Below are 12568 nucleotides of genomic sequence, written 5' to 3' on the forward strand. Positions count from 1 at the left end.
AGAGCAAAACATAAAAAACCGGCTATAAGCCGGTTTTTTTATGATGCGGTTCGGTCACACTGTTTAGTGTTCAAAACGCCGTCACTTAGCGTTATGAAGGTATGCGTTATCTTTCTTGCTCATTAACAACATCGATGTTCTCTGCATGCAGTCCTTTCGGACCCTGCTGTACATCGAATTGGACTTCCTGGCCAGCCTTCAAAGAACGATAGCCTTCCATTTGAATTGTTGAATAGTGTGCAAAAATGTCTTCACCACCCTCGTCAGGGACAATAAATCCGAAACCTTTTGCGTTGTTAAACCACTTAACTTTACCCACAGCCATACATCGACTTCCTTAAACTCCTTGAACTCACTACCATCTGACCCCACTATATGAATAGGGCAGGTGTGTGCATAAAAAATACACACTATGACTGTAGATATTTTAACCACAATCTGTCAAGACGAATTTACATTTTTCATAAAATAGTCAAATTTATCGCAAATAGTTTGCACTGCTTACAACGACTGTTACTCTTAAATTAGAGAATACCGTTAACGGTGATGCGCAGTGTTTGAACGCTTACAGAATACGTCTTCGATAGCCTCTCTGACATGAGAATTGTGAAAAGACAACCGTCTCCTGTAGTGGATTATGAGTAAAGATAACACCATTAGTATTGATAAAGAGAAGCAAATTGATGCGGTACGCAAGAAAGTTCAGCCGCCGCCGATGTATAAGGTAATACTGAATAATGACGACTACACACCCATGGACTTTGTCGTCGACGTTATTATGCGTTTTTTTAATATGGATAACGAGAAGGCCAACCAGGTCATGTTGACCGTGCATTATCACGGCAAAGCCGTGTGCGGTATATATTCTGCTGAAGTAGCAGAGACAAAAGTTATGCAAGTAAATCAGTACGCGCGCAAGCACCAGCATCCTTTGATGTGTACCATGGAACAAGCGTAGTTTTAGAAGGCGATCACTATGTTAAATAAAGATTTAGAGCGGACCTTGAATGAGGCTTTTGTATTTGCTCGAGAACATCGCCATGAGTTCATGACGGTAGAGCATTTGTTATTAGCTCTGTTAGACAATCCAGCGGCTAAAGAAGCATTGCAGGCATGCGGTGCTAATGTAGATGTTATCAAAGCAGAGCTGCTGGAATTTGTAAAAGACACTACACCGTTAATCCTTGAAGACCAGCTTAAAGAGCGCGAGACTCAGCCTACCTTGGGCTTCCAACGAGTATTACAACGCGCTGTTTTTCATGTCCAGTCGTCTGGTAAAGAAGAAGTCACAGGTGCAAATGTATTAGTTGCCATATTCAGTGAGCAAGAATCGCAAGCCGTTTATATACTTAAAAAAGCCGACGTTACGCGCCTGGATGTCGTGAATTACATCAGCCACGGTGTCAGTAAACTGGATGATGATAGCAGTAGCGAATCAGAGTCAACGGAAGAGGCGTCTGAAGGTGAGGAGAATGCATCACCCCTTGCACGTTATGCGACAAATCTCAACCAGCAGGCGCTCGACGGTAAAATTGATCCATTGATTGGTCGCGACAATGAGGTGGAGCGCACCATTCAGATTTTGTGTCGGCGTCGCAAAAACAACCCGCTACTCGTAGGGGAAGCGGGTGTAGGTAAAACGGCGATCGCCGAAGGGCTGGCATATAGGATTGTCAATAAAGACGTACCTGATGTGATTGCCAGTTGTACTGTGCACTCCTTGGATTTAGGTGGATTGCTTGCGGGTACCAAATATCGCGGAGATTTCGAAAAGCGTTTAAAAGGTATTCTAAAAGAGCTTACGCAGGATCCAGATGCGATTTTATTCATTGACGAGATCCACACAATTATTGGTGCAGGAGCCGCTTCAGGTGGCGTTATGGATGCGTCAAATTTACTCAAGCCCAAACTCAGTAGTGGTGAGTTGCGGTGCATAGGCTCCACAACTTATCAGGAATATCAGGGCATATTCGAGAAAGACAGAGCATTAGCTCGCCGATTCCAGAAGGTTGATGTGATTGAGCCTAGTGTGGGCGATACTACTAAAATTCTTCAGGGGCTCAAATCACGATACGAAGAGCATCACAGCGTTCGCTTTACACAAAAAGCCCTGCATGCTGCTGCTGAGTTGTCGGCCAAGTATATCAATGAGCGTCATTTGCCAGATAAGGCCATCGATGTGATGGACGAGGCGGGTGCAAGCCAGCGGTTGTTACCCCAGTCCAAACGTAAAAAGACCATTAACGTGTCGGATATCGAGCAGATTATTGCCAAGATGGCGCGGATACCAGAAAAATCAGTATCTGCCTCAGATAAAGAAGTCCTGAAAAACTTGGGGCGTAACTTGAAAATGGTGGTGTTTGGGCAAGACAAAGCTATCGAAACGCTCACTGATGCAATACATCTGTCACGTTCCGGTTTGGGCACCGAGAATAAACCGATTGGTAACTTTATGTTCGCAGGCCCGACCGGCGTAGGGAAAACGGAAGTCACCCAGCAGCTAGCCAAAATAATGGGTGTTGAGCTGGTGCGTTTTGATATGTCGGAATATATGGAACGGCATGCAGTTAGCAGACTGATTGGTGCGCCTCCGGGTTATGTGGGGTTCGATCAAGGCGGCTTACTGACTGACGCCGTGATCAAAAATCCTTATTCGGTTGTTTTGCTTGACGAAATAGAAAAGGCACACAGCGATATTTACAATATTTTGCTGCAAGTGATGGATCACGGCACGTTAACAGATAATAACGGCCGCAAAGTGGATTTTAGAAATGTTGTATTGGTGATGACTACCAATGCCGGTGTACAGGAAACAGTGAAGACAACCATTGGTTTTAAACAACAAGATCACAGTCATGATGCACTGAGTGAAATAAACAAAGTATTCAGTCCTGAATTTAGAAATCGTTTAGACGCGATCATTTGGTTCAACCATCTTAATCAGGATGTTATTTTACAGGTTGTTGATAAGTTCCTTATCGAACTGCAAGCGCAGCTAGATGAAAAGCATGTGTCTATGGATGTGACTGATGCAGCAAGACAGTACCTGGCAGAGAAGGGCTATGACAAGGCGATGGGAGCAAGGCCTATGGCAAGACTCATCAAAGAGGAAGTTAAAAAGGAATTGGCCAATGAATTATTGTTTGGACGTTTGAGCAAAGGGGGAGAAGTTACCCTGGACGTGTCAGATAACAAGCTTACGTTCGACTACAAAGCTGCAGATACAAAGCAAGCTGAAACTGAGCCTAGTTAAAGGATATTGCAAACAAAAAAGCCCCATCAGTCGATGGGGCTTTTTTTTAAATTAAGAATATTATCTGGCGCGATAAATAATACGGCCTTTAGACAGATCGTAAGGAGTCATTTCAACAGTCACCTTGTCGCCAGTCAAAATACGGATATAGTTTTTACGCATCTTGCCAGAGATGTGAGCTGTGACCACGTGTCCATTTTCCAATTCGACACGAAACATAGTGTTTGGAAGGGTGTCGAGTACCGTTCCTTCCATTTCAATACAATCTTCTTTTGCCATCTTAGCGGGATAACCTCAAATTAGTCTCAAATTTTTGCCGCGCAGACATTAACCAATTCACTGTGGCGTGTAAAGAGTAATCTAGCGTTTTTTTTCAATTAAGCGCCATTTACCTTGTTCAAACTGCTCTTGGGGTAAAAATTTGTCTTTGTATTCCATTTTTTGACAGCCTTCAACTTGATAGCCCAAATAAAGATAACGTTTACCCTCGGCTTTGGCTTTTTGAATTTGCAGCAAGATCATGCTGGTTCCTAAGGACTGATCACTGAGGTCAGGTTCAAAAAACGTATATAGGGCAGAAAAGGCATCACCAAAACAGTCTGTGACAGCGAGCGCAATAAGTTTTTTATCTATACGCGCTTCCAGAAAACGGGGAGGGTGCCAATAACAGTTAACAAACTGTTCAAATTGAGATTTGGAGGGCGGATACATGGCACCACCGTAATGGCGTAGTTCAATGTATCTGCGGTAAAGCTCAAAATGCTCATCGGTAAGTTCTGTGATAAACCGTGTTTGCCAGTTTTCCATTTTTTTTAGCAGACGTTTTTGGCTACGAGAAGGCGTAAATTGATCGACGAGCACACGGACAGAACGACAAGCTTGGCAACTGTCACAGTGAGGCCGGTAAACCTGATCGCCACTACGCCTGAATCCAGATGTTATAAGCCATTCATAGTGCGTTGACTGCATGCCATTGTCGGGCGGCATTAGCACGAGTAATTGCTCCTTCTCATCAGGAAGGTAGTTACATTGGTAAGGCTGGGTTAGGGCAAATTTCATTCCCGACATATCAACACCCTGTTGGCAGTGCGCGTTTTTGCCATAGCGCTTTTGGTAAACCGTGTTGGTTCGCTTCTTTAAGCATAGTTAAAAATTGCGTGCGGGACACAGTTTTTGCACCCAGTGATGTGAGATGGTCGGTGGGTAACTGACAGTCTATAAATACATGAGGATAGGGGGTGAGTAATGCAACTAATGCAGCCATTGCGACCTTAGAGGCGTTCGTTTCAGTGTGAAACATAGATTCACCACAAAACACGCCGTGAGTCACAACACCATATAGCCCGCCAACTAGCGTCTCGCCGCGTAGTACCTCAATGGAGTGAGCATAGCCAAGACGGTGCAAGCGGCAATATGCGTCACGCATAGTGTGCGTGATCCAAGTACCTTGTTGATATCCTTCGTGGTCATATCTGGGTATGGATGAGCAGGCGGCAATGACTTCATCAAAACGCGTATTAAGCGTTATGCTTAATGCTGCTTTTCGCATATGCTTTTTGAGACTTTTGCTAACGTGAAATTCGGTTGGAACAATAATGGCTCTCGGGTCAGGCGACCACCATAATAGGGGTTCACCTTCGCTGAACCAGGGAAATATCCCCTTGCTGTAGGCCTCTTTGAGCCTTTTTGGGGAAAGGTCGGCACCAAAACAGAGCAGCCCGTTGGGCTCATCCAGCGCCGTCTCTGGCGCTGGAAAAGGTGCGTTGCCCTCTAGATAGGGCAGGACGATTTTTGACATCGCCCCTTAGTCTTGACTGTCTAGGAACTTCTCTGCGTCCAGTGCGGCCATGCAGCCTGTACCTGCGCTGGTAATCGCCTGGCGATATACATGATCACTCACATCGCCCGCGGCAAAAACACCGGGTACACTGGTTTGCGTCGCGTTACCTTCAAGACCACTGTTTACCTTCAAGTAGCCGTCTTTCATTTCTAACTGACCGTCGAAGATGCCGGTGTTTGGCTGGTGTCCAATCGCCACGAATAAGCCCATGATATCAAGGTCAGAAACATCACCCGTTTGTGTGTCTTTTATCTTGATCCCGGTTACGCCCATTTCATCACCCACCACTTCGTCCAGGGTCTTGTTTAGGTGAAGTACTACGTTGCCATTTTCTGCCTTATCCAGCAAACGTTGAGACAAGATCTTTTCACTTCTGAACGTGTCTCTGCGATGGACTACGTGTACTTCAGAGGCGATATTCGACAAATAGAGCGCTTCTTCGACCGCGGTATTACCGCCACCGATTACCGCCACTTTTTGGTTGCGATAGAAGAATCCGTCACAGGTTGCACAAGCTGAAACACCTCTACCCATGAACGCTTGTTCTGACTCAAGACCTAAATACTTTGCAGACGCACCTGTGGCAATAATCAATGCATCACAGGTGTAGGTTCCACTGTCGCCGTAAAGTGTGAAAGGACGCTTAGATAAGTCGGTTTTGTTAATGTGATCAAAAATAATCTCAGTATCGAACTTTTCTGCATGCTTTTGCATGCGAACCATCAAATCTGGTCCGGTTAAGCCCTCTGGATCACCTGGCCAGTTTTCAACTTCTGTGGTTGTGGTTAACTGACCACCTTGTTGAATACCAGTTAGCAGAACAGGATTCAAATTTGCACGTGCTGCGTAAACTGCAGCGGAATAGCCCGCAGGCCCAGAGCCTAGTATTAGCAGACGAACGTGTCTGGCTTCCGACATAATTATCTCCAAAAAAGCATACTCACGGTATGCATACATCTCTTATTGATAGACAACGTTGGGATGAATTTTGATTATTCAATCCCTATTTTATTGTGATATGAAAAATGAACGATTACATGTACGTAAACGTAAAATAGCCACATGCGATCACTTTTTCATTCGCACATTGCGGCAGGTAACGTATACTTAGTCTACCAGCAGAGGGTTTATACTATGCAACATTCATTTTCTACTTTGCTTCGCGATGGTCAAGATTACATGAAGCTATGGCCTGAAGCTAAAGAATTAGGTAGTTATTTTGCTGAGCCAAGAGTGATAGCGGCAACAAAGTTTGGCTTAAAAGTCATGCCTGCGCTAGCGGTAGTCTCCACCACGCTGATGGTACAAGTAAACGGCAGTACGTATTTGCCTCAAGCCCTTGCTATCGGTGGATTCTTCTTGTCATTACCCTTTCAGGGGGTGTTGTGGCTCGGTCATCGTTCCAATCAGGTGTTACCACCTGCGTTGCGTCATTGGTACAGAGATATCCACGCCAAAATGGCGGCACACGGTTGTTCACTCAAAGCGGCAAAAGCGTACCCTAAGTATCGAGAACTTGCTGAACTGCTCAAAACGGCATTCAGTGAACTTGACAGGGTGTTTAGAAAAGATCTCCTATCACAATAATGTCATCGTAGCTTCACCTTACGCTGGCTTTGAGGTAGCTAAAGCAATAGCAACCTTACTGTTAAGGTGAAACAGTTAATATGTTCTCACAGCGTTGGCATCGATAAATTCGTTTTTTTTGTTGTATCGCATTGTGACGTCTTGTTGTTAACTGATGGGTGGTACAAGCACACTGGTAGTCCCACGTTTTACGTTCTAATACTGACAAATCAAGCGTATGCGTTACTGAGGGCCGACAGCCGAACACTGACTGCATTACCAGTTTCCACTCACGCCCGTGTGGCTGAACTCTGCCAAACAAGCTATGCACTACCAGATGTGCAATTTCGTGTGGTACAACGTCGCTGAGATATGTGTGCAGGTTGTGCTGCAACAATATGCGATGAAAATTCACGCGGTTTTGATGCAAAAAAGCGGTGCCCGCTCGGGTACCAGAAGCTCTAAAGGTGACCTGCGGCTTTCTTAAAGGATAGTCAAAATAAGATGACGCTTTTGCAATGTGTTTGTCTACACAAAGAAGAACGGCAGACTGAGGGTCTGCCGTCGATGAAGTTAATGCATTTTGCATTGTAGGCAATATATGTAAACACCTTGTGGATCGTTCAAACGATAAAGTTCGTCAAAGTGATTGACGGCGTGCTTGATGGCATCAAGCAGTGGTGACTGAACGTGTGACAAACCCGCACTGGCTGTCGATGCCAGAGCCTGACCAAAGAACTCTTTCCAGAACAGTTCCTGAGGAGACAGACTGCGCTTTACGTAACTGATGTCGTAGTTATCAATACTCGCCAATTCTGCTGCCTTGGCAACTGCGCTATCAAGTGTACCCAGTTCATCCACCAACCCAAGTTCTAGTGCGGTTTCGCCTATCCATACGCGACCCTGTGCAATACCGTCGACAGTATCAACGCTAAGGTTTCTCTCTGTTGCAACCAGGTTGATAAATTCACCGTAGAGGTTTTCAACGTTCAGCTGGAACAAATCTTTGTATCCCTCGGACATGCCTCTTGCGGGAGACAGGTCTGCTAACTCTGTGGAGCCAACACCATCACTATTGATACCTAGGTAATTCAATGATTTTTCATACGTCATGAACAAACCAAATACACCAATAGACCCTGTGATAGTGCTGGGTGAGGCAACGATATAGTCTGAACTTGCCGATATCCAGTAGCCTCCTGAAGCGGCATAAGTGCCCATCTTAGCAACAACAGGTTTGCCTGCAGCTTTCAGGTTAAGGACTTCCTGGCGGATAACCTCAGAGGCAAACGCACTGCCACCCGGTGAGTCTACGTGTAAGACAACCGCTTTTACCGAATCATCCTTTCTGGCCTTGCGAAGTAGTCTTGCAGTACTGTCTCCACCAATTGCACCTGCTTTTTGATTGCCGTTGAGGATGGTACCTGATGCGACAACTACGGCGATCTTGGCATCGCTTGTTTCAACAACCGGTAAATTAGGATTAATGATTTTCATATACGTGTTGTAAGAAGTCAGTTTATAACCTGAACGATTATCTGCTTCTTCTACGTGTTCTAACATCATTTCTCGTACTTGTTCGCGACTTTTCAGCTCGTCTACCCAACCGTATTCAAGGGCATAATCACTGAAGTCGCCGCCAACAGCCTTAAACTTCTCGATCAGACTACTTAACTTTTCGTCAAACTGCGCTTCGTCAAAGCCACGTGCAGTCATGACGTCAGCTTTGTATTGTTCCCAATATTTATCGAGCCATGCCTTGTTTGCTTCTTTGGCGGCTTCCGACATGTCATTGCGAATAAAAGGTTCTATGGCTGATTTATACGTGCCCACCCGGAAAATATTGGCGGTCACTTTTAACTTATCAAGGAAGTCTTTCATGTATACGCCATAACGACCGTATCCATCAATCAGCACTGCGCCCATGGGATTAAGTACGATCTTGTCGGCGTGCGCGGCCAGGTAATACTGGTCTCTGGAATAATAGTCGCCTACTGCATAGACAGGCTTACCCGATGCTTTGAAGCTGTCAATTGCCTCGGCAACGGTACGAAGCTTATCTAAACCACTAGGCATCAATGCTTGTAGATTGAGTACCAAGCCTTTAATGCGGTTGTCTTGTGCCGCATTTTCAAGTGCAAAAACAAGGTCCCTGACCAACATTTCAGGATTGTCATCTTCTTGCTCCAAGGCCTCTTGCATAAATTTATCGAAGGGATCAACTTCCTGTTCTTCAATGACCAATCTGCCTTTGAAGTCAATTTTTAACATGCTGTCGGGGGTCACTGACAACTTATCGTTGTCACTACTTAGTGCAATGATGATAAAAACAGCAATTGCAATAAAGATGATATTGAAAAACAGCTTGCGGCTGAAATTGAGTACATTCCATGTACCTACAAACAATGATTTAGTCCAGCTCCTGCTTTCTGCCATAAAACGATCTACCTCTGCCCATTTTTGGTTTGTGTCGATTGTCGCGCAATTTGCGTCCTTGGTGGATAACAAATTGTAATGAATTATGTCTGATTATCCTGCTCGAGCCATTTGGCGATTAACAGGGCAATCTTTTTATGGTCGTTTTCAGCAAAAATCGGCAATAGCTCACGCGTATTCTTGCTTACGGCAACCTTTTCTTTTCCGTTTTCAAATATACGTTGTAACGGTGACTTTTGTTTATTCACTGATCAAACTCATCATAATATCGTAATATGCACACAGAATAGATAGAAGACTCAAATGAAGAGACATGCTGTGGACGCTATAACACTTTTAACACATAGACAATCACACCCAAGACTTATTGAGCCTGCACCTACTGGCGATGCATTGGAGAATATCATGATTTCTGCAGTACGCGCGCCAGATCACGCATGTCTGGCGCCGTGGCAGTTTTTCATTTGTGAAGGCGAGGGACTTGACCGACTGGGTCAGCTATTTGTTGATTCTGCTAAGGCTAACAATCGCGAACAAAAAGACGTTGAGCGTGCGGCAAAACTGCCACACAGGGCGCCGATGGTAATTGTGACTGCGATGAAATATACCTTTCACGAAAAAGTGCCAAGAGTAGAGCAGCTTGCCTCTGCCGCGTGTGCGACTATGGCAATGCAAATGGCGGCACAGGCTCAGGGCTTTAATGGAATGTGGAGAACAGGCAGTTATGCACAGTGTGATATTGTGAAGCAGGGCTTTGGACTAGCAGCCGACGACGAATTAGTTGGGTTTCTTTATCTCGGGACACCACAAACAAAAGCGGGCATAAAGCCCGCTCGAAATATACAAAATTACTTCTCGCGCTTTTAGCGGATAAGTAAATTAGTCAACATCGACAATCTTAAGACAATTGGTCGCTCCTACGGTTTCCATTTGGTCACCGTAGGTGAATATGATTTTGTCCCCCGGCTTGACCAGCTCTCTTTCTTTGAGCACGGCAATTACGTCTTGTTTTAATTGGCCTGGGGCACTTTGCCTTGAGTCAAAAAAGACAGGTTTTACACCCCGGCACAACGCCATCTTGTTCAGTGTGGAAACGTGTCTGGACATGGCAATAATAGGAAGCGATGTTGTGATCCGTGACATGAGCTTTGGTGTGGATCCGCTCTCAGTCAAACCCACAATAGCTTTAATGCTGGCCAAATGATTAGCAGCATAAACGGCTGATAAGGCGATAGTTTCACTTTCACTTGTGAAGCTCTCATCCATTCTGTGTTTAGACATTTTAACACTGGGGTGGGTCTCTGCGCCTTCACAGACTCTGGCCATGGCGGCAACGGTTTCGACGGGGAAGTTACCCGCAGCCGTTTCTGCTGACAGCATTACTGCATCGGTTCCGTCCAAAACGGCATTTGCAACATCCATGACTTCTGCACGGGTAGGCATTGGGCTGTCTATCATCGATTCCATCATTTGAGTAGCAGTGATAGCAATCTTATTGAGTTGGCGAGAACGCGCGATGAGTTGTTTTTGTACACCGACTAACTCAGCATCACCAATTTCAACGCCTAGATCACCCCGGGCGACCATAACGGCATCGCTGGCAGAAATAATATCATCAATGGCTTCTTTGGTTGCGACGGCTTCTGCACGCTCTACTTTGGCGCAAATGAGTGCATCACATCCTGCTTCTCTGGCCAATTTTCGCGCGTAATCGAGATCGGCACCATTACGAGGGAAGGATACAGCCAAATAGTCCACGCCAATTTTGGCAGCGGTTTTTATATCTTCTTTATCTTTTTCTGTCAGAGCTTCGGCCGACAAACCGCCACCCAGGCGATTTATGCCCTTGTTGTTGCTTAGCTTACCGCCTACCGTTACTTCTGTGTGTACTTTTCGTCCTTCTACACGGGTAACTTTTAGTTGCACACGTCCATCGTCGAGTAAAAGAATGTCGTTGGGCGATACATCGTCCGGCAAGGCTTTGTAATCGATGCCAACCGATTGTTGGTCACCGTCTTCCTTCGCCATTTCAGCATCTAATGTAAAATTGTCGCCAATTGCGAGGTTGATTGCGCCGTCTTTGAAGCGTGCAATGCGGATTTTTGGGCCTTGTAAATCGCCTAATATCGCAACGTATTTGTCCAGATTTTTGGCTGCCTGCCGCACTCTGTTTGCACGTTGTATATGGTCGTCTGCCGAGCCGTGGGAAAAATTCATGCGAACGACATTGGCGCCCGCTTTTAGTACTGCTTCAATTTTTTCCAGAGAGTCTGTCGCAGGCCCTAGTGTCGCCAGTATTTTTGTTCTTCGTGTCATGATTGTCCACTTTAGATTGGAAAATTCCGAAATTGTGTAATTTTTTTACAAAATAATAGAGCAATCTGACAAAAATGTGAATGCAAAGCGTTTTTTTCTTTACCGGTCCTACCAGTTAGCATTTATCAGTATTCAGAGTGAATCGCGTTTTTTCTCATAGCGAGAGCCACGAAGTGTATCTTTTACGCGTTTTAAATTTTCTCTGAACTTATTGCCTCGGCGCAAAGTAAACCCTGTCGCCAGTACATCAATAAGAGTGAGTTGCGCGACCCGTGAGGCCATTGGCATGTACATATCTGTATCTTCAGGCACTTCAAGCGATAATACATAATTACACTCTTGCGCAAGAGGGCTGTTTTCAGAGGTAATTCCCACAACAGTTGCATCATTCATGCGTGCGATCTGGGCAATCTCTACCAAGCTTTTAGTACGCCCAGTATGCGAGATGAGTACGACAACATCATGTTCTGTGCAGTTCATACAACTCATGCGTTGCATGACGACATCTTCGAAATACACCACAGGTACATTAAAACGAAAAAACTTATTTAGCGCATCATGCGCCACTGAGGCCGATGCACCTAACCCAAAAAAAGAAATCTTTTTCGCTTGGGTAAGCAAGTCTACCACGCGGTTAATGATGCTCACGTCGACGGATTGACGTGCTACTTCGAGCGAGGCCATAGTCGATTCAAAAATCTTGTTGGTGTATTCCTTGGGACCATCATGCTCATCAACGTGTCGGTTCACATAGGGAGTACCATTCGCCAGACTCTGGGCGAGGTGTAGTTTGAAATCGGGAAACCCTTTGGTATCAAGGCGTCGGCAAAAACGATTCACCGTCGGTTCGCTAACATCAGCCATTCGGGCTAGTGTTGCTATACTTGAGTGTATCGCGGTTTGCGGATCGGCAAGAATAACGTCTGCGACTTTGCGTTCGGATTTACTGAATACGGATTTATGTTGCGTGATTTTTTCTAATACATTCATGATGCTGTAATGCTGAACGCCAAGTTTTATTAAGTGTTTATGACATCTAATAATAACCATCGTGAAAGCGGGCGCAACATATTGTGTAAATTAATAACATATTTAATGCAGTTTTTTGTTCTTAACACGCTGATTGACTGAGATATATCAGCGTTTGCTAAGAAGTT

At 45.1% G+C, this 12568-nt stretch carries 14 protein-coding genes; 4 read left to right on the top strand and 10 right to left on the bottom strand.

Annotated elements, in window-relative coordinates; genetic code table 11:
* Positions 1-106: 106 nt before the first annotated feature.
* Positions 107-325: a cold shock domain-containing protein CspD gene (gene cspD / locus DRW07_RS04905; RefSeq protein WP_124026736.1), complete on the bottom strand. Its 219-nt coding sequence runs from the start codon at positions 323-325 to the stop codon at positions 107-109.
* A gap of 312 nt (positions 326-637) precedes the next feature.
* Between cspD and clpS the strand changes: the two genes are divergently transcribed.
* On the top strand, positions 638-958 hold the full coding sequence (clpS, locus tag DRW07_RS04910) for an ATP-dependent Clp protease adapter ClpS (protein ID WP_124026737.1): 321 nt from the start codon (positions 638-640) through the stop codon (positions 956-958).
* Positions 959-976: 18 nt separating this feature from the next.
* Complete coding sequence (gene clpA / locus DRW07_RS04915; protein ID WP_124026738.1) at positions 977-3253, top strand: ATP-dependent Clp protease ATP-binding subunit ClpA; 2277 nt, start codon at positions 977-979, stop codon at positions 3251-3253.
* A 60-nt stretch (positions 3254-3313) separates the two neighbouring features.
* Here clpA and infA read toward each other — a convergent pair whose 3' ends face one another.
* From infA to trxB, 4 genes are all read right to left on the bottom strand, one after another.
* A complete protein-coding gene (gene infA, locus DRW07_RS04920; protein WP_006010397.1) occupies positions 3314-3532 on the bottom strand; it encodes a translation initiation factor IF-1 in 219 nt (72 codons plus the stop codon).
* An 81-nt stretch (positions 3533-3613) separates the two neighbouring features.
* The gene (locus DRW07_RS04925; RefSeq protein WP_377923150.1) at positions 3614-4321 is read right to left on the bottom strand and encodes an arginyltransferase; all 708 of its coding nucleotides are present in this window, start codon (positions 4319-4321) and stop codon (positions 3614-3616) included.
* A gap of 1 nt (position 4322) precedes the next feature.
* A complete protein-coding gene (gene aat / locus DRW07_RS04930; protein WP_124026739.1) occupies positions 4323-5051 on the bottom strand; it encodes a leucyl/phenylalanyl-tRNA--protein transferase in 729 nt (242 codons plus the stop codon).
* 6 nt (positions 5052-5057) lie between these two features.
* A complete protein-coding gene (gene trxB, locus DRW07_RS04935) occupies positions 5058-6011 on the bottom strand; it encodes a thioredoxin-disulfide reductase (protein ID WP_124026740.1) in 954 nt (317 codons plus the stop codon).
* A 216-nt stretch (positions 6012-6227) separates the two neighbouring features.
* Here trxB and yfbV point away from each other — a divergent pair, with 216 nt between their 5' ends.
* Complete coding sequence (gene yfbV, locus DRW07_RS04940) at positions 6228-6680, top strand: terminus macrodomain insulation protein YfbV (RefSeq protein ID WP_124026741.1); 453 nt, start codon at positions 6228-6230, stop codon at positions 6678-6680.
* A 61-nt stretch (positions 6681-6741) separates the two neighbouring features.
* Here yfbV and DRW07_RS04945 read toward each other — a convergent pair whose 3' ends face one another.
* The 3 genes from DRW07_RS04945 to DRW07_RS18260 all read right to left on the bottom strand — a co-directional run bounded on the left by DRW07_RS04945 (position 6742) and on the right by DRW07_RS18260 (position 9343).
* Positions 6742-7248 carry a SprT family zinc-dependent metalloprotease gene (locus DRW07_RS04945; RefSeq protein ID WP_240630512.1) on the bottom strand — a complete coding sequence of 169 codons (507 nt, stop codon included), beginning with the start codon at positions 7246-7248 and terminating at the stop codon, positions 6742-6744.
* Positions 7233-9095 carry a signal peptide peptidase SppA gene (sppA, locus tag DRW07_RS04950; protein ID WP_124026743.1) on the bottom strand — a complete coding sequence of 621 codons (1863 nt, stop codon included), beginning with the start codon at positions 9093-9095 and terminating at the stop codon, positions 7233-7235. Before sppA ends, DRW07_RS04945 begins: the two co-directional genes overlap by 16 nt.
* 83 nt (positions 9096-9178) lie before the next feature.
* Positions 9179-9343: a hypothetical protein gene (locus DRW07_RS18260; RefSeq protein WP_165870404.1), complete on the bottom strand. Its 165-nt coding sequence runs from the start codon at positions 9341-9343 to the stop codon at positions 9179-9181.
* Between the two features lie 70 nt (positions 9344-9413).
* Here DRW07_RS18260 and DRW07_RS04955 point away from each other — a divergent pair, with 70 nt between their 5' ends.
* A complete protein-coding gene (locus DRW07_RS04955; RefSeq protein ID WP_124026744.1) occupies positions 9414-9962 on the top strand; it encodes an NAD(P)H nitroreductase in 549 nt (182 codons plus the stop codon).
* A gap of 12 nt (positions 9963-9974) precedes the next feature.
* Here DRW07_RS04955 and pyk read toward each other — a convergent pair whose 3' ends face one another.
* Positions 9975-11411 carry a pyruvate kinase gene (pyk, locus tag DRW07_RS04960; protein ID WP_124026745.1) on the bottom strand — a complete coding sequence of 479 codons (1437 nt, stop codon included), beginning with the start codon at positions 11409-11411 and terminating at the stop codon, positions 9975-9977.
* Positions 11412-11543: 132 nt separating this feature from the next.
* Positions 11544-12401: a MurR/RpiR family transcriptional regulator gene (locus DRW07_RS04965; protein WP_124026746.1), complete on the bottom strand. Its 858-nt coding sequence runs from the start codon at positions 12399-12401 to the stop codon at positions 11544-11546.
* Positions 12402-12568 lie beyond the last annotated feature (167 nt).

This window comes from Paralteromonas sediminis, from assembly GCF_003820355.1.
Lineage (GTDB): Bacteria > Pseudomonadota > Gammaproteobacteria > Enterobacterales > Alteromonadaceae > Alteromonas_F > Alteromonas_F sediminis.